This is a genomic window from Haloferax sp. Atlit-10N, from assembly GCF_003586325.1.
GTDB lineage: Archaea > Halobacteriota > Halobacteria > Halobacteriales > Haloferacaceae > Haloferax > Haloferax prahovense.
The window spans coordinates 1,042,438-1,064,131 of sequence record NZ_PSYX01000001.1 but is presented as its reverse complement, the minus strand read 5'-3'; the positions used below and the strand labels follow the sequence as shown (position 1 = coordinate 1,064,131).

At 67.9% G+C, this 21,694-nt stretch carries 18 protein-coding genes and 1 pseudogene; 12 read left to right on the top strand and 7 right to left on the bottom strand.

All coding sequences use genetic code 11. The features are described from left to right. Positions 1–25: 25 nt before the first annotated feature. A complete protein-coding gene (gene mvaD, locus C5B91_RS05570) occupies positions 26–1,000 on the bottom strand; it encodes a phosphomevalonate decarboxylase MvaD (protein WP_008093241.1) in 975 nt (324 codons plus the stop codon). Positions 1,001–1,646: 646 nt separating this feature from the next. Here mvaD and C5B91_RS05565 point away from each other — a divergent pair. Next, complete coding sequence (locus tag C5B91_RS05565; RefSeq protein ID WP_233514187.1) at positions 1,647–2,111, top strand: SRPBCC family protein; 465 nt, start codon at positions 1,647–1,649, stop codon at positions 2,109–2,111. A gap of 47 nt (positions 2,112–2,158) precedes the next feature. On the opposite strand, the gene C5B91_RS05560 is transcribed toward C5B91_RS05565, so the two are convergent. From C5B91_RS05560 to C5B91_RS05550, 3 genes are all read right to left on the bottom strand, one after another. After that, on the bottom strand, positions 2,159–2,812 hold the full coding sequence (locus C5B91_RS05560) for a hypothetical protein (RefSeq protein WP_008093239.1): 654 nt from the start codon (positions 2,810–2,812) through the stop codon (positions 2,159–2,161). 94 nt (positions 2,813–2,906) lie between these two features. Beyond that, positions 2,907–3,488, bottom strand: coding sequence for a flavin reductase family protein (locus C5B91_RS05555; RefSeq protein ID WP_008093238.1), 582 nt, complete (start codon positions 3,486–3,488; stop codon positions 2,907–2,909). Between the two features lie 187 nt (positions 3,489–3,675). Then, positions 3,676–4,107 (bottom strand): DoxX family protein, encoded by a 432-nt coding sequence (locus C5B91_RS05550; protein WP_008093237.1) that lies wholly within the window; start codon positions 4,105–4,107, stop codon positions 3,676–3,678. Positions 4,108–4,477: 370 nt separating this feature from the next. On the opposite strand from C5B91_RS05550, the gene C5B91_RS05545 reads away from it, so the two are divergent. The 5 genes and pseudogenes from C5B91_RS05545 to C5B91_RS05525 all read left to right on the top strand — a co-directional run bounded on the left by C5B91_RS05545 (position 4,478) and on the right by C5B91_RS05525 (position 11,061). Beyond that, entirely contained in the window at positions 4,478–5,155 is a 678-nt protein-coding gene (locus C5B91_RS05545) for a winged helix-turn-helix domain-containing protein (RefSeq protein ID WP_115819204.1), read from the top strand. A gap of 38 nt (positions 5,156–5,193) precedes the next feature. Beyond that, positions 5,194–5,985, top strand: coding sequence for a DUF429 domain-containing protein (locus tag C5B91_RS05540; protein WP_049913426.1), 792 nt, complete (start codon positions 5,194–5,196; stop codon positions 5,983–5,985). A 358-nt stretch (positions 5,986–6,343) separates the two neighbouring features. After that, positions 6,344–6,789: pseudogene (locus C5B91_RS05535) on the top strand (hypothetical protein). A 111-nt stretch (positions 6,790–6,900) separates the two neighbouring features. Beyond that, positions 6,901–8,547, top strand: coding sequence for a COG1361 S-layer family protein (locus C5B91_RS05530; RefSeq protein WP_233547658.1), 1,647 nt, complete (start codon positions 6,901–6,903; stop codon positions 8,545–8,547). Between the two features lie 3 nt (positions 8,548–8,550). Then, positions 8,551–11,061, top strand: coding sequence for an RND family transporter (locus C5B91_RS05525; protein WP_115819203.1), 2,511 nt, complete (start codon positions 8,551–8,553; stop codon positions 11,059–11,061). Between the two features lie 45 nt (positions 11,062–11,106). On the opposite strand, the gene C5B91_RS05520 is transcribed toward C5B91_RS05525, so the two are convergent. Together C5B91_RS05520 and C5B91_RS05515 are read right to left on the bottom strand one after the other, a co-directional pair. After that, complete coding sequence (locus C5B91_RS05520; protein ID WP_004977111.1) at positions 11,107–11,346, bottom strand: hypothetical protein; 240 nt, start codon at positions 11,344–11,346, stop codon at positions 11,107–11,109. Between the two features lie 77 nt (positions 11,347–11,423). Beyond that, the gene (locus tag C5B91_RS05515; RefSeq protein ID WP_004977112.1) at positions 11,424–11,708 is read right to left on the bottom strand and encodes an acylphosphatase; all 285 of its coding nucleotides are present in this window, start codon (positions 11,706–11,708) and stop codon (positions 11,424–11,426) included. Positions 11,709–11,894: 186 nt separating this feature from the next. Here C5B91_RS05515 and C5B91_RS05510 point away from each other — a divergent pair, with 186 nt between their 5' ends. The 6 genes from C5B91_RS05510 to C5B91_RS05485 all read left to right on the top strand — a co-directional run bounded on the left by C5B91_RS05510 (position 11,895) and on the right by C5B91_RS05485 (position 20,289). Beyond that, positions 11,895–13,256 (top strand): phosphopentomutase/phosphoglucosamine mutase, encoded by a 1,362-nt coding sequence (locus C5B91_RS05510; RefSeq protein ID WP_115819202.1) that lies wholly within the window; start codon positions 11,895–11,897, stop codon positions 13,254–13,256. A 184-nt stretch (positions 13,257–13,440) separates the two neighbouring features. Continuing rightward, positions 13,441–14,574, top strand: coding sequence for a BMP family protein (locus tag C5B91_RS05505; RefSeq protein WP_008093225.1), 1,134 nt, complete (start codon positions 13,441–13,443; stop codon positions 14,572–14,574). A gap of 224 nt (positions 14,575–14,798) precedes the next feature. Then, the gene (locus C5B91_RS05500) at positions 14,799–16,358 is read left to right on the top strand and encodes an ABC transporter ATP-binding protein (RefSeq protein WP_115819201.1); all 1,560 of its coding nucleotides are present in this window, start codon (positions 14,799–14,801) and stop codon (positions 16,356–16,358) included. Further along, positions 16,355–17,614 carry an ABC transporter permease gene (locus C5B91_RS05495; protein ID WP_115819200.1) on the top strand — a complete coding sequence of 420 codons (1,260 nt, stop codon included), beginning with the start codon at positions 16,355–16,357 and terminating at the stop codon, positions 17,612–17,614. The genes C5B91_RS05500 and C5B91_RS05495 overlap by 4 nt, the downstream gene beginning before the upstream one ends. Further along, positions 17,611–18,714 carry an ABC transporter permease gene (locus C5B91_RS05490; RefSeq protein WP_008093217.1) on the top strand — a complete coding sequence of 368 codons (1,104 nt, stop codon included), beginning with the start codon at positions 17,611–17,613 and terminating at the stop codon, positions 18,712–18,714. Before C5B91_RS05495 ends, C5B91_RS05490 begins: the two co-directional genes overlap by 4 nt. A gap of 159 nt (positions 18,715–18,873) precedes the next feature. Further along, complete coding sequence (locus C5B91_RS05485) at positions 18,874–20,289, top strand: geranylgeranyl reductase family protein (RefSeq protein ID WP_115819199.1); 1,416 nt, start codon at positions 18,874–18,876, stop codon at positions 20,287–20,289. On the opposite strand, the gene C5B91_RS05480 is transcribed toward C5B91_RS05485, so the two are convergent. After that, on the bottom strand, positions 20,264–21,586 hold the full coding sequence (locus C5B91_RS05480) for a HAMP domain-containing sensor histidine kinase (protein ID WP_049968423.1): 1,323 nt from the start codon (positions 21,584–21,586) through the stop codon (positions 20,264–20,266). The two genes, C5B91_RS05485 and C5B91_RS05480, sit on opposite strands and share 26 nt — an antisense overlap. Positions 21,587–21,694: the final 108 nt, after the last annotated feature.

The window sequence follows — 21,694 nt, the reverse complement described above, 5'->3', positions numbered from 1 at the left end:
CGGTACGCGGCGGTCGGCCGGACGCTCAGAACAGCGCCTCGGAGTCGTCGAGCACCTCGGCGGGGCCGCCGACGCCCCACACGTCGGTTTCGACGCCGCAGTCGGCGACGGCTTCCTCGACGCGGTCGACGTGTTCCTCGGTGGTGTTGACGTAGACGCTCGCGCCGGTGTCGGTCGAGAAGTAGACCGGCACGTCCTCTTCGTTCCGGAGCCTGCGGACGGCGTTGAAGACGGCGATGGTGCGCGGCTGCCAGTAGACCCAGCCGGCGGGGCCGGTCATCGTCGTCGCCGCGAGCGACAGCGAGTCGTGCTCGGCGAGTTCGAAGGCGGCGTCGAAGTCGGCGTCGTACAGCGCGTCGCGCATGTCGTCTATCTGGGCGTGGATGTGGGCCATCCGCGCCTGGAACATGTGGCTGTCGGCGGCCTCGGCGTGGGCCTGTTCGGTCTCCTTGTAGGCGGGGACGTGCGCGGCGACGATGCGCAGGTCGTCTTCGAGGTCGGTCTCGATGCGCTCGGAGCGACAGTCGGTGTCGTTCATCCCCGAGTAGAGGTGCGAGACCGCGCCCGTGACGGCGCGGGCGGCGGACGCCGACCCGCGGCGAGCGATGGTCGAGACTTCGGGATGCGTCATATCGAGGCCGGCCGCCTCGGCGAGCGCCATCGCGGCCGCGGCGAACCCGGACGCCGACGACCCGAACCCGATGTTCGAGGGGAAGGAGTTCTCGCTTTCGAGGCGGACGCGGTGGTCGAAGTCGGCCAGTTCGCGGACCCGGTCGACGACGGCTTGGATGCGCTCCGCGCCGCGGCCCTCGACTTCCTCGCCGCCGATGACGTAGGTGTCCTCGTCGGCGTCGGGGAGGAACTCGACGGTCGTCTTCGTGTGGCTCGGGGCCGTGCAGACGCTGATGCTGTCGTGGTACGGCATTCGGCGCTCCGTGTCTCGCATCCCGTGATACTTCACGAGGCCCTGAATCGGGTGGGCCTTGGCGGTGGCCTTCATGTTCGAACGCCCGTCGGACTCGGGGTTAAACGTCCCGATAGGTGTCGACACCGGCGGGTAACGAGTATAGTCGGTCGGAAATCGAGTGCGCGCCGGCGGGAGGGCCGGCGCGGGTCGGTCGCAACGGTGCGCAGGAAGGACGCACGTTCTCCCTCTCCAGCGGGAGGCGGTCGAGTTCGATGCAATCGGTCGCCGTTCGGTTACGTGGGTCGTCGTATCGTATTGGCTGTCTCGTGGTTGATTCGCTGGGTCCGCTTCGATTGGTTGGCTGGTTTGGTCGAGTTCGGTGCGGTCGGTTCGTTACGGTTCGGTCGGTTCGTTACGGTTCGGTCGGTTCGTTACAGTTCGGTCGGTTCGTTACGGTTCGATTGGTTGGCTGGTCGTTCGAGTTCGATGCGTGTGGTTCGTTGCTGTTCGTCGTCGTGCGATTGGTTCTGCCCGGCTATTCTGTGGACTCGGATTCGTGTCCTCGCTCCCAGACGTTCGTGACGCTCTCCCCTGTCGGCGGTGTGTGGCTGACGTCTCGCATCGTCTCGTTCGGGCGGTCACTTGTGTTGCTCATGTGTTGCCTTGGTAGTTGCTACCACGATTCGTGGATAAAGATTTCGGCGATATTATATTACGACTTATTAGCATACTAGGAGATATGAGGGGCGAGTCGAACCGGACCCGAACGCGTGTGGAACGAACACCGGACGGGCGGCGACTGGCCGTCTCCCGGCGGATTTCGGCTCCCGCGGACGCGGCGTGGGACGTGTTAGTGTCGGTCGCCGACTGGCCCGACTGGGGGCCGAGCGTGTCGGCCGTCCGCGGCGTCGACAGACGCATCGAGGCGGGAAGTCGCGGGGAGGTTCGCGTCGCCGGCGTCTGGGTCCCGTTCAGCATCGAGACGTGCGACGACGAGTCCCGTCGGTGGACGTGGCACGTGGCCGGGATTCCGGCGACGGGACACCGCGTGGAGTCGGTCGGGGCCGACCGCTGCGAGGTGGCGTTCGAAGTACCGGTGCTCGCGGGGCCGTACGCCGCGGTCTGTGCGCTCGCGCTGCGGAGAATCGAGCGGCTCGCAAAGCGGCGACCCACAGACGAGGCGCGCCGGGACCGAAGTGAGTGAGTGGGTGAGTGAGTCAGCGGGCCGAGGGTGTATCTCCACGCGACGGCTCAGAACGGACCGAACAGTACGACCGCCGCCGCGACCGCCGCGATGACCACGGCCGCGACGAGGAGTGCGAGCGCGCGACCGGAGCCAGCGTCTTCGGCGGCGTCCGCCTCGGCCGCGGCGCGGGCTTCCTCGGCGTCGATCTCGTCGACGATGTCCTCGAACTCCGGTTCGTGCGGCTCGTGATACTCGTCGATGATAGCCTCGTCGAGGTCGGCGTCTTCGAGCGCCTCCACGAGACCGGGGAGCGCCACGAGTTCGATGGGCCGTTCGACCTCCTCGGGGTCCACGACGAGGGCGCGGTCGCCGTCCTCGTCGGGTTCGTCGAGCTGTTCGTCGGCAGCGAACGCGAGCGCGAGCGTCTCCGCGGCCTGTTCCTCGTCGCCGGTCGTCAGGAGCGTTCCGTCGATGCCGCGGTCGTCGCAACGCTCGGCGAACGCCTCGACGCTCCGGGCGTCGAACGCGGCTTCGACGTCTATCCAGACGACCTCGGTCGGTTGTGGCTCCCCTTCGGGGGCCGCAAAGAGGAACGTCCGCCCGTCGCGGACGGTCCGTTTCGTCCGCTCCCCGCGGGCTGAGCGGACCCGCTCGACGACGGTCGCCGCGTCGTCGGTATCGAGAAACGAGAGCACACTCGACAACGACACGTCGCTCATTGTTCGGACAGACTTCGCATCCCGCGATAAACCTTCGCGCCCCATTATCAATTTGTGATAACGGGCGGGTCGTCGGCGCAGCCTCGTCGGGACGTTAGTCGGGGCGGACGAGTTCGAACCGGTCGTCGGTCGTCGCGTACTCGTTGCCCGCGAGTCGGCCGACCGCGTCGAGTTTCCTCGTGTCGAGTTTGCCGTCGGTCAACACCTCGTCGGCGACGTGCGCGTGGACGACCTCGCCGAGGACGAGCGTCGAGGATCCGACCTCCACGCTGTCGTAGAGTGTGCACTCGAAGGCGACTTTAGCGTCGGCGACGCGGGGGGCGTCGACCCGGAGGGACTCGGCCTTCTCGATGCCGGCGTGTTCGAACTCGTCGACGCCGGGCGGGACCGTCGCGGCGGTCTCGTTCATCGCCTCGACGAGGTCTCGGGTGACGACGTTGACGACGAACTCGCCGCGGGAGATGGCGTTTCGCGGCGTGTCCTTCAGCGACGGGCCGCGGCCGACCGGCGCGAAGACGACGACCGGCGGGTCGACGCTGGCGACGGTGGAGAAACTGTACGGCGCGAGGTTGTCGGCGTCGTCGCCGCGGGTGCTCACCCACGCGATGGGACGAGGGACCACGGCCCCCGAGAGCAGGCGGTACGGGGAGCCGAACTCGTCGGGCGCACCGTCCATCAGCGACCCGCCTCCGCGGGCGGACGGGGTCGGCTATGCGGCGGGAGACGTGCGCGTGTCAAGCCCGGTATTGCGTCGGTCATGAATGGGTGAATGGATGTGTGGTGGGTTCGGACGCCGATGAATCTGTGGGGCGGTGGCGGGTCGAGAGTCTCGTCGTCGTCGCTTCGGAGCCGCCTCGGCGCGGTTAGAGCAGCGTCAGGCCGACGGCGTAGGACCACGTCGTCCCGCTGAGTGCGAGGAAGACGAGCGCGCCGCCGAGCATGACGACGTTCTTCAGGAAGCTTGTCATCTCGGACTCCTGTTGCTCCTCGGGAACCGCCCAGAAGTCGTGGAACACCGGCGTTCCGACGACAAGGAAGACGGCGACGGCACCGGCGGCGAGCGCGGGCAGGACGCCGAGGGCGATACCGAGACCGCCGAACACGAGCATCCCGCCGGAGACGACGACGCCGAGGCGGGCCGCCGGCAGGCCCTTCATCTCCGCGTAGCCGGTCATGTGGTCGAGGTTCAGGAAGTGGTTGAGTCCCATGAACGCGAGCACCGCGCCGAAGAGGACGCGCGCGAGGAGGAACGCGATGTCCGCGCCGGGAGAGGCGAACTGGAGCGCGACGCTCATCTCGGTACCTCCGTCGCGGCGGTGGTTCTGTGACGGTCCGTCGTCGGGTGTAGTACTATCATTACGTTACCTGGTACGAGACGGAACCGATATATGTGTTTGCTGACATACATGCCACCGGGTAACCGTGCAGGTATCCGGTTACGCCAGCGTCACTCCAAGTCGGTAACGTCCACGAAGAGTTCGGACGTTCGGTGGTAGAATCGGCACACTCTGGACGAGTAAGTGAGAGAACGTTTCGTTCTCAACCAATATATGGTACGTATATGGTAGTATTGTTCGACCCTCGAAAGATATACCCCGCTTGGCAGTGCATATCAGTACGGGACGTGTCAACCATGATGAAAACAACCAGCGGAGAGTCTCATTTATGACCGAGACGTGGGACTCCGCGGGGTACATTGCGAGTTCTCGGTATCGACTGGCCGTGTGTCGGTATCTCTCGGAACACGGTTCGGGACTTCCGTCTCGAATCGCCGCGGAGACCGACCTCGCACAGCCGCACGTGTCTCGGGCGCTCTCCGAACTGCGGGAGCGGGGCATCGTCGAACTGTTGGTACCGGAGTCACAGCAGAAAGGGCGACTCTACGGACTGACGGACCTCGGCGAACTCGCCTACGAACGGGTCGCACTCGACCGGGAGGCGGACATCACCGTCGTCGACGACGGCGAGTTCCCCGCGCCCGAACTATCCTCGGATTTACAGAAAGCGTACGGGGGCGCGCTCCGAGCAATCGCGTGGTGTGAGCCGATTCAGACGCGGATTCGCTTCTTCGAGCAGTCGCTCATCGAACGCTACGACGAAGACACCGTCAAGACGCTCGTCGCGACGCTCACGAACGAGGAGGCCATCGACCAACCCCTCGAAGACCTGCCAATCGGAGGGCCGGAACTCGTCGCGTTCGCCATCGACGACGCGCTCATCGTCAGGGTGCCCCTCGAGGACGACGTGAAACTGCTCGTCTCGCTCGACGCGACTGTCGACGTGACGCTCAACGAACTCCGCGACTCCTGCCGGCAGATGACGGCTACGGCCCTCGACTCCTAACTCCGACGCTTTTGTCTCCCAGCCCCGTACTGCGAGCCGTGCCACAGCGATGCACCGTCGTCGGTGTCGACGGCTGTCGGTCGGGCTGGGTGTGTGCCGTCGCCGCCGACGGCCTCTCCGTGAGAGTCGTCTCTGACTTCGCCGCCGTCTGGGACCTCGCCCGCGAGCGTGACGCTGAGCGGGTGCTCGTGGACATCCCTATCGGTCTTCCCGAGTCCGACCGCCGCGCGTGCGACCGCGAGGCCCGCGAACTGCTCGGCGCTCGGGCCGCCACCGTCTTCTTCGCGCCCGTCCGGGCCGTCCTCGACGCCGACTCCCACGAGGCGGCAAGCGCGACGAACCGCGAACACACCGGGGCGGGACTCTCGATTCAGGCGTGGCACCTCGTGCCCAAAATCCGCGAGGTCGACGCCGCTCTTCGGGAGACACAGCGCGCCCGACAGCGCGTGTTCGAATCCCATCCCGAACTCGCGTTCGCCGCGTTCGCCGGCGAACCGCTCTCGGAATCGAAAGCGACAGCCGAGGGCCGCGCTCGCCGCCTCGACGTGCTCAAGACGGCGTTCGCCGGCGACGGGGTCGGCGACGACAGTTCGAATGCCGGCGCGACGGACGCGTCGAAGTTCGACGCCGAGCGCGCCTACCGCGAGACGCTGGCCCGGACGCTCCGACGCGACGTGGCTCGCGACGACGTGCTCGACGCGCTCGCGCTCGCGGCCGCGGCCCGGCGACCGCTCGGGACGCTCCCGAGCGACCCGCCGCGGGACGCCGCCGGACTGGAGATGGCGATTCGCGTCCCGACGGGGGCTCTCGGGACGAATACAGAAGTTTGACAATCACTAGCATCTATCCGTAAGATCTTGAAACACACGAGTATATAGTCAACAATAGTGTTGGGTATTCTTCGGGGAGAAGATATTTATGCACGGTGTTCAATCGGATAGATGGCGCGGCCACTGTCGCCACCACAGAATACCCAGCCCAGCCCAATGCGTGATTCAGTGCCAGCACGCAGTCGGTCGCGCCTCCCGCTGCCTCTACGCGGGTTCGACGTCCCCGCCCCGGACTCGAACCCGACCGTTTCAACGCCCTGAGCGCCCGCTACGGTCGGCCTAACGCCCTGTTATCGCCCGAATTCGGCCCTGTGTCCCCGGCCCGAAGCTACATCTACAACCCATCCTAACCCCGCGTATGTACACCGGCAGGACGGACCGGCCCTGCTGTCTCTGCGACGACCCGAAGACGGTCGCCCGCATCGCGGTCCCCCCGCGAGCGGTGACGCTCATGGAGAACGCCGCCCCCATCGCGTGGCGCGACATCGTCGGCGACGTGACGCTCCAATTCTGCGAGAGCGACTGGGAACTCGTCACCGAGTTGGTCTTGGACCTCGGCATGCACCCTCTCTCTCTCGGTGCAACGTCGCCCGCGCGGACTTCAGTATCCGCGAGGACTTCGAGGCGCTCCTGAACAGCACCCGCGAGGAACCCGACCAGACCGAACAAGAAGACCGCATGCTCGCCGAGGCCCGCGCCGTCATCGACGACGCCGACGACCCGATGGTCGAAGTGCGCGACCTCGTGGAGGCCCACGTCGTGGTCCGCGCGATGGCCGAACTCGGCGTCGACAGACCCGTGTGAGTCGCGTTCGCTGAGCCTCCCGGAAGCGACGACTTCGATTTTCTCGCCCGGCTGACTGTCCCGAGCAGGGCGAATATCGTATTTCCCCGCAGAGGACGTATCAGCGACTAGTTGGGTCGGTCCGTCGCCGCCCCCGCGCCGATGTCCGCGGACCCGGACGCCGTCGGTGCCGCCCGCCGGGACCTCACGATGAAGAGTCACACCGCTATCTTGGTCGCCGTACTGCTCGTCCTCGCCGCGCTCCCGACACCCGTCGCCGGCCAGCAGGCCGAACCGAACAACGTCCCCGTCTTCCGCGCCTACGTGGTCGACCCGGTGGTCGAACCCGGCGTCGAGACGACGGTACGAGTGGTCTTCGCCAACGACCCGGTGGACACCGAAGACGTGGCCAAGCCCGCGGAGAACGTCCGCGTTAGGCTCTCCCCGCGAAACACCCCCTTCACCGTCAGGACCGGCGACCTGTTCGTCGGCACGATGAACGACAGCGACACCCGAGAGGTCGCCTTCCGGGTCGAGGCCCCCGAGAACGTCGCGGCCGGCGAGTACAAACTCCGCCTCGACGTGTTCTACGAGTTCGACAACGCCCACCGCCGCGTCTACCGCCTCGACGTGCCCATCAGAATCGAAGAGCGCGTGCGGTTCGCCGTCGTCGGCGCGGACTCGTCGGTCCCCGTCGGCGGGAGCGGCGCGGTCGCGTTGACCCTGCAGAACACGGGCGAACTCGACGCGCGGAACGCCGTCGTCGCGGTGACCGCCCAGTCGGCCGACGTGAGCTTCGACGGCGCGCAGACCGCGAGCAGTTTCGCCGCCGACTGGCCCGCCGGTGAGAATCGGACCTTCGTCTACGACACCGCGCTCGATTCCGAGGCGTCCGTCCGCGGCTACGTCCTCGGCGTCGCCGTCGCCTACGAGGACCCCGACGGCGCGCGCCGACAGTCCCCCGACCTCGCCGCCGGGTTCGTCCCCTCGCCCAAGCAGTCGTTCTCCGTCGCGGACGTGACGAGCACGCTCCGCGTCGGCGACGAGGGCCGAATCGAGGGCGTCGTCGTCAACGACGGAGCGACCCTCGCGCGCAACGCGGTCGTGACGCTCTCGCTCCCCGAGGGGAGCGCGACGGCGACCGAGACCGAGTTCGCCCTCGGCGACCTCGAACCCGGCGAGCGCGTCCCGTTCTCGTTCGACGTGGGAATCTCGGACGACGCGGACGCCGGCCCCCGGCAGTTCACCGCGACCGTCGCCTACCGCGACGCCGAGGGTGACCGGCGCACCGGCGACGACATCGACCTCCGGGTCGCCGTCGCCGCCGCGACCCCCGAGTTCGGCGTGACCGTCGACGAGGGCACCGTCGCGCCGGGTCGGAGCGGACAACTCCGCGTGACGGTCGTCAACGACCGCGACGAGACGCTCACCGACATCTCCGCGAAGATATACCTCGAAGACCCCCTGTCGTCTGCCGACTCCGAGGCGTTCGTGGACGAACTCGCGCCCGGCGAGTCGGCGACGCTCGTGTTCGACGTGTCGGCCGCCCGCGGCGCGCTGGAGAAGGACTACCCGGCCGAACTCGACTTCCGCTACGACGACGGCGCGGGCGAGACGACAATCTCGGACGCCTACCGCGTGCCCGTCCGCGTCGAGGAATCCGAAGACAGTGGCGGCCTCCCGTTCGGCCTCTCGGCCCCGCTCGTCGGCGCGGTCGTCCTCCTCGCGGCGGTCGGCGGCGCGGGCTTCCTCGTCGTCCGCCGGCGGGGGCGGCGCTGAGCCGTGGCCCGACTGGAGTTCCAGCGGTTCGTCGACTGGGTCGACCACCGCATCGTCAACCGCTCGCGGCGCGTCATCCTCGTCTTCCTCGTCGTCACGCTGGTGTTCGGGGCGGGACTGAGCGCCGTCTCGACCGAGGCGGGGACCGAGCAGTTCGCCGAGGAAGTACCGGAAGAGGAGGCGTTTTCGCGCGTCACCGAGGAGTTCTCACCGCGCTTCGAGGCTGGGACCGGTAGCACGCAGCTCATCCAGCGCGCACCGAACGTCCTGACGAGGCGCGAACTCCTGCGGATGCTGGAGGCCCAAAAGCGCCTCTCGGACCGCGACGACCTCCGCGTCGTCGGCACCGCCAGCGCCGCCTCGGTCGTCGCGGAGACGCTCGACCCCGACGCCGACGGCCTCGCCGAGCAGATTTCGGCGCTCGAACGCGCGACCGACAGCGAGGTCGCCGCCGCGGTCCGCGAGAACGCCGACAACGAGCGCTTTACCGGCCTCCTCGCCGACGACTTCAACCCGACCGCGGCGAGCGCCTCGGCGACGATTGCGGTCGTCACCCACTCGATTCCGCTGGCCGACGAGGCCGGTGCGGGACAGGGCGGCGACAGCCCGCTCACCCCGATTCAGCGGACCGCCGGGCGCGTCGTCGCCACCGTCGGCGGCGACATCTCCGTCTTCGGCTCGGGCGTCATCGCCGACGAGTTCGGGACCGTCATCGCCGACTCGCTCATCCTCGTCGTGCCCGCGGCCGTCGTCTTCATCCTCTTCTTCCTCGTCGTCGCCTACCGCGACCTCGTGGACCTGCTGTTGGGGACCGCCGCGCTCGGGATGGCCATCGTCTGGACGTTCGGCTTCCTCGGACTCGCGGGCATCCCGTTCAACCAGATTATGATCGCCGTGCCGCCGCTGCTCCTCGCGGTCGGCATCGACTTCGGCATCCACGCGATCAACCGCTACCGCGAGGACCGCGCCGAGGGGCTTCCCGTCGGCGATGCGATGCGAAAGGCGACGGACCAGCTCCTCGTGGCGTTCTTCATCGTCACCGCGACCACCGTCATCGGCTTCCTCTCGAACCTCGTGAGCAACCTCACGCCGATTCGGGACTTCGGCGTCGTCGCGGCCATCGGCATCGTCTTCACCTTCCTCGTGTTCGGCGTGTTCCTCCCGGCGACGAAAGTCGAGGTGGACAGGCTCCGCGAGCGCTACCCGATTCCGACGTTCAGCCAGTCGCCGCTCGGCCGCGAGGGGAGTTCGCTCGGGAGGGTCCTCCGGCTCGGCGTCGCGCCCGCCCTCCGCGCCCCCGCTGTCGTCCTCGTCGTCGCGCTCGTCCTCTCGGGGTCTGCGATGTGGTACGCCACGGGCGTCGACACCGAGTTCGGACAGGAGGACTTCCTGCCGCCCGCGGAGGCCCCGGCGTACCTGAAATCCCTCCCCGAGCCCTTCGCGCCGAGCGACTACAGCGTCGTCGCCGACATCGAGTTCCTCGAAGAGCGCTTTTCGTCCTCCCAGAGCGGGGTCGTGACGGTGTACCTCGAGGGGCGACCGACCGACGACGCCTACCTCGAAACGCTCGACCGGGTCGCACAGGACCCGCCGGACACGTTCATCGTCGAGGACCGCCGGGCCGACTCGACGAGCGTCCTCACCGTCATCGACGCCGAGGCCCGGGAGAACCCCGAGTTCGCCGCGGTCGTCGCGCGACACGACCGCGACGGCGACGGCGTCCCCGACCGGAACCTCGCCGAGGTGTACGACGCGCTGTTCGCCACCGACTCGGCCGCCCGCGCCGGAGAGTACCTCGCCGACGACTACCGGAGTTCGCGGGTCGACTACCGCGTCCGGGCCGACGCGGACGACGACGCGGTCGTCGCCGACGCCCGCGAGGTCGCCGCGCGCTTCCGCGGTCCGAGCACGGCCACCGGCGCGGTCGTCGTCTTCTCGGCTATCTCGGACCTCATCCTCGACTCCGCGGTGCAGAGTCTCGCCATCTCGATGGCCGGCACCGGTGCGTTCCTCGTGTTCGTCTACTGGTGGCTCGAACGCCGCCCCTCGCTCGCGCTCGCCAACCTCGTGCCCATCCTCGTCGCGGTCACGTTCGTCGCCGGGACGATGCGACTCGCCGGCATCTCGTTCAACGCCTTCACCGCGACGGTGCTCGCGCTGACTATCGGCCTCGGCGTGGACTACTCGGTCCACGTCGTCCACCGCTTCGTCGACGAGCGCGCCGACCACGACCTCGAAACCGCGCTCGACCGGACGGTCCGCGGCACCGGCGGTGCGCTCGCGGGCAGCATGCTCACGACCGTCTTCGGCCTCGGCGTGCTCGTCCTCGCGGTGCTCTCGGTCCTCGGCCAGTTCGGCCTGCTCACCGCCGCGAGCATCGTCTACTCGTTCCTCGCGTCGATGCTCGTGTTGCCCTCGGCGCTGGTCCTCTGGGACCGGTTCAGCGGCAACGACCCGCTCGTTCCTCTCGGCGGCGTCGAACGCGAGTCCGGCGCGGCGGCGACCGCCGACTGAGATTCGCGTCCCCGCTCACGAACCTGCTCGTATTCGCGTACCTACTCACGCGCCGGTTCCGACGCCGAACAGCCGCGTCGACCCCCACGAGAGGACGACGATGCCGACGATGAACACCGCGAGCGCGGCCATCATCGGAAACGGGTCGAGCGACGGCCCGCCGAGGAACGGCCCGCGGACGATGAGAAACGAGGTGCCCATCGAGAGGCCGAGTCCGACGCTCGTGACGAGCGTGAAAAACAGTTTTGCGACGCCGATTCCCCGCGTGTCGTTCCGGAAGCGCATGGGGACACGTCCCCCGAACCCAGCTTGAACGATTTGGCCGTCTCGTTGATGTTATCGGGCGGTTGTCGGGTTCTCGGTCAGCGCTCGACGCGGAATCCGGTCTCGCCGTCCGGCTCCTCGTAGGTGACATCCACGTCCTCGACGGACGCCATCGGACTCCCCTCGTGGCACCACTCGACCATCGCCTCCACGTCGTCGCGGGGGCCCTCGAAGACGGCCTCGACGCGGCCGTCCGAGAGGTTCTTCACCCAGCCGTCGACGCCGCGGTCGCGGGCGGTGTCGCGGGTCGTCGCCCGGTAGTAGACGCCCTGTACGTGTCCCGAGACGTAGACGTGCGCGCGGGTTCGACCGTGCTCGCTCATGGCACCCGATTCGTCATCCGTCGTCAAAGGCGTGCTGCCTCTGGCGGTCGGTTCGGCGGTCCGTCCGACGCCGGAGTCGCCGTCTCCCCGCCCGTCGCCGCGACCGTACCGGCCGCCCCGTGCCCCCGACCCGCACGCATCCGGCGAACCGTCAGCATCTAAGTACGACCCCCACGACGCTGGACTATGGAACTCTTCGGCACCGCCGGTATCCGCGGGAGCGCGACGGAGCGAGTCACGCCGGAACTCGCCCTCAGCGTCGGCCGCGCCGCCGGCCTCGCCGCGCTCGAATCGGACGCGCCCGCCGAGTTCGTCGTCGGCCGCGACGGACGGACGACCGGGCAGGGCCTCGCCGCCGCCGTCGAGGCCGGTCTGCTCTCCGCCGGCGCGGACGTGACCCGCGTGGGCGTCGTCCCGACGCCGGCGCTCGCGTTCGCCTCGCGGGGTCGACGCGGCGTCATGCTCACCGCCTCGCACAACCCCCCGACGGACAACGGCATCAAGATGTTCGTCGACGGGCAGGAGTACGACCGCGACCTCGAACGCGACATCGAGGCGCGGGTCGAGGCGGGTGCGTCCCCGACCGACTGGGACGACTGGGGTGCGACGGGGACGAGCGGCGTCCTCGACGCCTACCGAAGCGCTATCGTCGAGTTCGCCAGCCAGCACGGGGCGGACCTCGACGGCCTCAACGTCGCCGTCGACTGCGGCAACGGGATGTCCGCGCTCGGCACGCCGCAGGTCCTCCGCGACCTCGGCGCGCGCGTCGTCACGCTCAACGGGCAGATAGACGGCCACTTCCCCGGCCGCGAGTCGAAGCCGACGCCCGAGACGCTCGCGGACCTCATCGCCTTCGTCGCCGACGGCGACTTCGACTTCGGCATCGGCCACGACGGCGACGCCGACCGCATCGTCATCATCGACGGGAACGGCGAGGTCGTCCACGAGGACACCGTCATCGCCATCGTCGCCGAGCACTACGTCCGCGTCTCCGACGCCGACGACCCCGTCGTCGTCACGACGCCGAACGCCTCGGGCCGCATCGACGAGCGGGTCCGCGAGGCCGGCGGTCGGGTCGAGCGCGTCCGCCTCGGCGCGCTCCACGAGGGCATCGCCAGCGCCCGCGCCGGCGGCGGCGACGTGGTGTTCGCGGCCGAGCCGTGGAAGCACATCCACCCGTCGCTCGGCGGCTGGATAGACGGCGTCGCGTCGGCGGCGCTCGTGGCCCGCCTCGCGGCGGAGTCCGGCATGGCCGGCCTGCGCGAACCGGTCACGGAGCGCCCGTACCGCAAGGTGAGCGTCCCGTGTCCCGACGAGAAGAAGCGGGCGGCGATGGCGGCGCTCGAAACCTCGCTTCCCGACGCGATGGGCCCCGAGTCGGTCGACACCGAGTACGGCGTCCGACTGGAGTTCGCCGACGCGTCGTGGACGCTGGTCCGCCCGTCCGGCACGGAACCCTACATCCGCGTGTACGCGGAGGCCGACGACGTGGACCACCTCGTCGACGAGGTGACGGGCGTCGTCGAGGGCGAAATCGAGGACGCCTGAGCGGGGCTCCGGGGGAATCGGTCCGGACGCGCGACCCGGCGAGGCGCGAACACGACGCCCGCGGACGTGAACCGCGGACCCGTTCTCGGCGATTTGCAAACGTGGTGATGCGACGCCGCTGAAACCGCGAAACGACACCTTTATGCAATTTTCGCGGCCCCTGTCTCAATAGGAGTTCATAGATATGGACAGACGTTCTTTTGTCAAAGCGGCAGGGGTCGCGGGTATCGCTGGCCTCGCAGGTTGTACGGGCGGACCGTCCGAGGGGAGCGAAGACACGACGGCGGCGACGACGACCGAGTCGTCCGGCGGCGATGAGACCACGACGGCCGAGCAGACGACCGAGGAGTCCGGTCCGTCGGCCAACGTCGGCATGGTCTACGCGCTCGGCGGTCTCGGTGACAAGTCGTTCAACGACGCCGCGAAGCGCGGCATCGAGCAGGCGGAATCGGAACTCGGCATCGCCTACGACGAGGCCCAGCCCTCGGCGGCGGAGGAGTTCCCGCAGTTCCAGCGCCGGTTCGCGCAGTCGTCGAGCCCGGACTACGACCTCGTGTCGTGTATCGGCTACGCGCAGAAGTCCGCGCTCTCCGAAACCGCGCCGAGTTTCTCGGACCAGAAGTTCATGATCGTCGACGACGTGGTCGACGAGGACAACGTGGCGAGCTACCTGTTCCGCGAGGAACAGGGCTCGTTCCAGGTCGGCTACCTCGCCGGCCTCATCACGACCCAGGAGTTCTCCGCTGGCTCCGGCTCGACGACGGCCGACTCGAAGAGCGTCGGCTTCGTCGGCGGCACCGAGACCGAGCTCATCCGCAAGTTCCAGGCCGGCTACGAGGCCGGCGTGGCGCACGCGGACGATGAAATTTCCGTCGACGTGGCCTACGTCGGGTCGTTCTCCGACTCCGCGAAGGGCAAGGAGATTGCCACCTCGATGTACGACAACGGCGCTGACGTCGTCTACCACGCGGCCGGCGGCAGCGGCCTCGGCGTCTTCCAGGCGGCCAAAGAACAGGGCAAGTTCGCCATCGGCGTCGACTCCGACCAGTCGCAGACCGAACCGAACTACGCCGACGTCATTCTCGCCTCGATGGTCAAGCGCGTCGAGTCGGCGGTGTACACCTCCGTCGAGAACGTCGTCAACGACGAGTTCAACGGCGGTTCCACCACGACGCTCGGCCTCGAAGAGGACGGCGTCGCCGCCGTCTACGGCGCGGAACTCGGTTCCGAAATCCCGCAGGACGTGAAGGATTCGCTCTCGGAGTCCCGCGAGGCTATCATCGCCGGCGACATCGAAATCCCGACGACGACCGAGTAACGCCGCACTCGACACTCGCATTTCTTTCGACACCGCGCGCCGAGCGACAGTATTCCCGAATATTGGGGTCAATGTTGCCGCTTTCACACAGCAGCCGGCCGAACATGCTCGCGGGTTGAACGGTTCGAACTCCCCGAGAACCGCCGCGACGCTCCGTGTGGACCACTCCCGCGCCGACGCGAATCCCACGAGTTTAAGCGAACCCCCCCGAAAAAAGGGTCAAGATGAGCACCGCTGTTCATCTCGACGAAATCACAAAACGGTTCCCCGGCGTCGTGGCGAACGACGACGTGGACCTGACCGTCGAGCGCGGCACGGTGCACGCACTTCTGGGAGAAAACGGGGCCGGCAAGACGACGTTGATGAACATCCTCTACGGGCTCTATGAACCCACGGAGGGGACCGTCCACGTGGACGGGGAACCGCGGGACTTCGATTCGCCCGCGGACGCCATCGACGCCGGAATCGGTATGATTCACCAGCACTTCATGTTGGTCGACCCCATGACGGTCGCCGAGAACATCGTCCTCGGCAACGAACCCCGCAAGTGGTTCGGCACGACCGTCGACCGGGAGCGCGCGCGCCAAGAGGTCATCGACCTCTCGAACCGATACGGATTCGACGTGACCCCCGACGACGCCATTGAGGACGTGAGCGTCGGCGTTCAACAGCGCGTCGAGATTCTGAAAGCACTCTACCGCGGGGCCGACATCCTGATTCTGGACGAGCCCACCGCGGTCCTCACCCCGCAGGAGGTCGAAGAGCTGTTCCGCGTCTTCGAGGAGCTGACCGCCCAGGGCAAGACGATTATCTTCATCAGCCACAAGCTCGGGGAGGCGATGCACGCCGCCGACGACATCACCGTCCTCCGAAACGGGAAGAACGTCGGCACCGTCAAGGCTGACGAGACCTCCAACGAGGAGCTCGCCGAACTGATGGTTGGCCGCGAAGTTCTCCTCGAACCGAAGGCCGAACCGCAGGAACCGGGCGACGAGGTGCTCTCGGTGCAGAACCTCTCCGCAAAGGACAACCGCGGCATCCCCGCCGTCTCCGACGTGTCGTTCGACATCCGCGAGGGCGAGGTGTTCGGCATCGCCGGCGTCGACGGCAACGGCCAGTCGCAGTTGGTCGAGGCCATCACCGGCCTGCGGACGCCGACCGAGGGGACGATTTCTTACAAGGGCCGGGACGTCACCAACGCCTCGCGTCGCTCCCGCATCGCCGACGGGATGGCGTACATCCCAGAGGACCGCCACGAACGCGGGCTCGTAATGGACTTCGACCTCGTCCAGAACGGCATCCTCGGCAGCCAGCACAGCGCGACGTTCGCCGCCGACGGCCGGATAAACTGGGCCGACGCGCGCGACCACGCCGAGCGAATCATCGACGAATACGACGTTCGACCGCCCCACGCCGACGCCGACGCCGAGTCCTTCTCCGGCGGCAACCAACAGAAGTTCATCGTCGGCCGCGAGTTCGAACGCGAACCGGACCTCGTCGTCGCCACCCACCCGACCCGCGGCGTGGACATCGGCGCGATGGAGTTCATCCACGAGCGGCTCTTGGACCTCCGAGCCGAGGGGAAAGCGGTCCTTCTCGTCTCCTCGAAACTCGACGAGGTGCAGGGCCTCTCGGACCGCCTCGGCGTCATGCACGACGGCGAACTCATGGATATCGTAGACCCACGCAACACCACCGAAGAAGAGATTGGCCTGCTCATGGCCGGCGAACGCCCCGACACCGCCGAGACCGACGCGGAACCGCCCGTGGGTGACGCCAAATGAGCGCGACCGAGAACGCGAAGGCCGTCCTCCGGCGGCTGACGGCCGCCTCCGCGACCGAGCGCATCCTCATCAGCTTCGCCGCACTCATCATGGCCGTGCTCGTCGGCGCGGTCATCATCCTCGTCTCCGGCCGCATCACGACGTGTCAGACCGCGGCGACGACGCTGTTCGGCACCGGCTTCTGTTACGACCCCGTCGAGGTGTACCTCGTGTTGTTCAACGGGGCGCTCGGCGAGCCGTTCCTCCTGAACGACCCCGCGCTGTTTAACCCCAACTGGAACCCGCTGAACTTCGGGTTCGCGCTCACGCTCAAGGAGACGACGCTTCTCATCTTCACCGGCCTCTCGGTCGCCGTCTCCTTCCGCGCGGGCCTGTTCAACATCGGGACGCAGGGCCAACTCGTCCTCGGCGGCCTCGCGACGGCGCTGTTCTCGTTTTTCGTCGCGCCGCTGCTCCCGTCGGGGCTCGTCGGCGGCCTCATCCTGATTCCGCTCGCCGTCGTCGTCGGCGCGCTCGTCGGCGGCCTCTACGGCGCGATTCCGGGCGCGCTCAAGGCCTACGCCGACGCCAACGAGGTCATCACGACCATCATGCTGAACTTCATCGCGGCGCAGATCGCGTTCGTCCTCGTCAGCGAGTTCTTCGGGAACCCCGACTCGCAGGTCGTCGAGACGACGCCGCTTCCCGATTGGGCGACGCTCCTCCCGGTGGCGTTCCCGCAGGGCGGCGACTTCTCGATTCTCGCGCTCGCGTTCGGCCTCGCACTCGTCGTCGCCGTCTGGTTCCTGCTCGAACAGACCTCGTTCGGGTACGACCTCCGGACGAGCGGCGAACAGCCGGAAGCCGCCGAGTACGGCGGCGTCGACGCCAAGCGCACGACCGTCACGAGCATGTTCCTCTCCGGCGCGCTCGGTGGCATGGGCGGCGCTATCTGGGTGCTCATGGTCATGGGCAAGTGGCAGGCCGGCGTCCCCGCGCTCGGGTTCGACGGCATCACCGTCTCCATCCTCGCGGGGAACAACCCGTTCGGTGTCGTCCCGGCGGCGCTCCTGTTCGGGACGCTCAAATCCGGCTCACTCGCGGTTCAGTTCGGGACCGGCGTCCCGAAACAGCTCGTCGGCGTCCTCCGCGGCCTCATCATCCTGTTCGTCGCGATGCCCGAGTTCTTCCGCATGCTCGGCTCCACTATCGACCTCGAACCGGACCGCGAGACCGTCGCCACGGACGGCGGCTCCCTCGGAGGTGACGACGAATGAGTACAACCACCATCGACCGACTCCGCGACACGGAACTATCTTACAGAGCGACCCTCGCCGGCGGGGCGCTGAGCGTCTTCCTGTTCATCGCGCTCCTCGGCCTCGCGTTCCCGAGCAGTATCTGGGGCAACTTCCTCGCCATCCTCACGAGTCGGAGCACGCTCTCGTCAGCGCTTCGGCTCTCGGTGCCAATCACCTTTGCCGCGCTCGGCGGCATCTTCTCCGAGAAGGCCGGCGTGGTGAACATCGGGCTGGAAGGGCTACTCATCATCTCGGCGTTCACCGCGGTCATCACGACGGCCGTCGTCGGCCCCGAGATGACCGTCCTCGGTCTCCCGGCCATCTGGATCGGCTTCTTCGCCGGCATCCTCTCGTCGGTGCTGTTCTCGGCGCTGTTCGCGGTGGTCTGCATCCGATTCAAGGCTGACCAGATTATCGCCGGCCTCGCCGTCTGGCTCATCGCGCTCGGTCTCGCGCCGTTCGCGGCGACGGTCTACTACGGCGGCGTCAACACCGACAACCTCGGGACGACCCTCGGGACGTGGACGATTCCCGTCCTCTCGGACATCCCGTTTTTCGGCGCGTTCTTCGACGCCGACCCCGCGGTGTACATGATGCTCGTCGCGGTCCCGGCGTCGTGGTACGTCCTGAACCGCACGGCGTTCGGCCGCCACGTCCGCGCGTCCGGTGAGAACCCGAAGGCGCTCGACACCGTCGGCGTCGACGTGAGCCGCGTCCGCTACGCGGGCGTCCTCCTCTCGGGCTTCCTCGCCGGTGTCGGCGGCTCCGCGCTGTCGCTCGGCCTCGGTCAGTTCGTCGGTAACAACCAGACGATGGTCAACGGGAAGGGCTTCATCGCCATCGTGGCGTATCTCTTCGGGAACTACAACCCCGTCGGCGCGTTCGGCGCGTCGTTCCTCTTCGCGGGGCTGGAGGCCGCCCAGATTCGCCTCCAGCAGGTACCAGGCTACGCCATCCCCGACTCGCTCATCCAGACGATTCCGTACGTGACCGTCCTCGTCGTCCTCGCGCTCGTCGGCCGCACCCGCATCCCGGAGGCGGCAGGCGAGCACTACGACACCGGCGACGACAACCGCTGAGCGACCCGGAATCCTCGTTTCCCTGTCTTTTTCGTTCCCCTGTTCTCCGTTCTCGACCGTTCGAGCGCCGCATCTCGGCCGGGCCGTCTCCGTCGAACCCCTCCCGAACGGTCGGTGCGGGAGTAAAGAGTTTTCAGCCCGCGATATGGAGGTGATACCATGTCCACAGACGAGAACGACACCGCCGAGGAGTCCTCGGCGAGCCCACGGACCCAGTCCGTGGACGTGGTGGTCGTCGGCGCGGGAACCTCCGGCTGTTACGCCGCCGCCACCATCGCGAACGCGGGCTACGACGTGACCATCGTCGAGCGAAAGTCCGCGGAGGAAGCGGGACACATCGCCTGCGGGGACGCCCTGAAGGGCGCGGACGCCTTCCCCGAGGCGATTCCGAAGTCGAAAATCGAGCCCGCGTTCACCAACACCGAGGTCGACCACGGCCGCTTCGAGATTCCGCAGGAGGACACCGTCCTCGATATCCCGGTCCCCGGCGAACTCGCCGTCATCGACCGCTGGGAGTACGGCCGCCTCATCATCGAGGGCGCGGACGAGGCCGGTGTCGAACTCCACTACGACACGGTCGTCCAGGACGTGAAACAGGACGACGACGGCACCGTCACCGGCATCGTCGGCAAACACGACGGCGAGGTCGTCGAGTACGACGCCGACATCGTCATCGACGGCGCGGGCTCGCTGTCGCTCCTCCAGGACAAGGTGGACTTCTCCGACGCCACCTTCGACACGAACGTCTCCTACCAGCACTTCTCGTCGGCGTACCGCGAGGTCGTCGAGGTTCCCGAACCCGTCGAGTGGTCCGACGCGCTCGTGTTCAAGCCGGCCGAGGTCGCCGCGGGCTACGTCTGGTACTTCCCGCGGACCGAGACCGAAATCAACGCCGGCCTCGGCTTCCAGATGACGGAGGAGCCGATGAAGCTCGTCGACGACCTGAAGAAGGACCTCCGCGAGCGCCCCGAGTTCGAGGGCGCGGAGGTCATCGACAAACTCGGTGCCGCGCTCCCGACCCGCCGACCCTACGACTCGGCGACCGCGCCGGGGTACATGGCCGTCGGCGACGCCGCGGCCCACGTCAACCCGACGACCGGCGGCGGCATCGCCGGCGCGGCCTACGCCGGCAAGTACGCCGGCGAGCAGGCCGCTATCGCGCTCGACGCGGGCGACGTGAGCGAGGAGATGCTCTGGCGCTACAACCAGCGCGTTATGGACCACTTCGGCGGCCGCTACGCCAGCCTCGACGTGTACAACATCCTCTCGACCGCCGTCGACGTCGACGACCTGATGGGCCTCATCGCCTCCATCCCCGGCGAGAAACTCGCCGAGGCGCTCTACTCCGGAACGACCTCGTTCGGCCCCGTCCTCCTCGCGCAGACCGCGGCGTCGAGCTACGGTCACTGGAGCCAGATTTACGAGTTCTTCAAAGTCAAGCGCCTCGCCGACGAACTGCTGGCCCACTACGGCCGCTACCCGACCCGACCGAGCGCCCTCGAGGGCTGGAAGGTCGAGCGGGACCGCATCATGGACGACATCTACGAACTCACGGGCGCGGACCCGAAGTACTGACCTCGGACCCCGCCGCGAACGAGACGTTTCGGAACTCGAACCGGGCACCGCCGTTTTCGCCGTCCGTCGCCGTCACCTCCCAGCCGTGCGCGTCGGCGACGCCGGAGACGATAGCGAGGCCCAGGCCGGTCCCCCGCGAATCGGTGCTGTAGCCCGACTCGAAGATGCGCTCCCGTTCTTCCGGTGGGATACCGGGGCCGTCGTCCTCGACGAAGAAGCCGTCATCCAGCGGGCCGACCCGGACGTTGACGCCGGGCGTTCCCCCGTCGGTGGCGTCCGGAACCGGTCGTCTGACCCCCGGATTCGGTGCCTCGTCGGGTGACGGTGGACCACCTGCCGCGCCGCGCTCGACGGAGTCAGACGCGGTCTGGTTGCCTGTCGAACTGCGTTCTACAGCGTCACCGGACACAGTCCGGTTGCCTGTGGAACCGTGTTCCACAGCGTCGTCGGATGAAATCCGACTGCCCGTGGAACCCTGTTCCACAGTGTCGCCGGGACCCTCCCGACGGCCTGTAGAACCGTGTTCCACCGAGTTCCGAAACAGGTTCTCGAAGACGGCGGTGAGCCGTCCCCTGTCGGCGAGGAGTTCCGCGTCGGCCTCGACGGTCAGGCCCGACGCGCCGAGACTGGTGTTCGTCACCGCGTCCGCGGCCACGGTGGCGAGGCTGACGCGCTCGACCTCGCCGACCGACTCGCCGGCTCGGGCGAGCTGTAACACGTCTTGGATGAGCGCCTCCATCCGGTCGTGGGCGTCGGCGACCGTCGAGAGGTGCTCCGTCCCGTGGCCGTCGCGGGCGAGTTCGAGCCGCATCTGGGCGACGTTCAGCGGGTTTCTGAGGTCGTGCGTGATGACCGACGCGAACTGGTCGAGCCGGTCGTTGCGGCGGCGGAGGTCCGTCTCGCGGGCGTCGCGGTGGGTCGACCACCGGACCGCGCCGACCGCGAGCGCGGCGGACCCGACGAGAAGCGCTCCGTCCTCGAAGACGAGCGTGAACGCCTCGGGCTGGACGACGACCTCGTCGACCGCGTCGCTGACGGCGTAGACGGCGACCAGCGCGGTCCCGACGTACAACGGCCGCCAAATCGTCTGCACATCGCGGACGCTCCCGACGACGAACGCGCCGGCGAGCGGAATCGGAACCAAGAGGAGTTCCACGGCGAACCGGAGCCAGTGAACCTCGGGGCTGTCGGGGAAGACGGCGACTTGGACGACCGCGACGCCGACGGCGATGCCGACGACTGCGAGACCCGGACGCAGGTCTGCGTCTTCGGTCGATTCATCTCCGAGGAACCCCATCGCTGGCGGCTATGCACGGGGGGGACAAATAACCGCTGGCGGTTCGTCGCGGGCGATCCGGTCGAGCGCGAGTCAGCTCCGACGAGCCGAGGTGGCCGTAAATCGCTC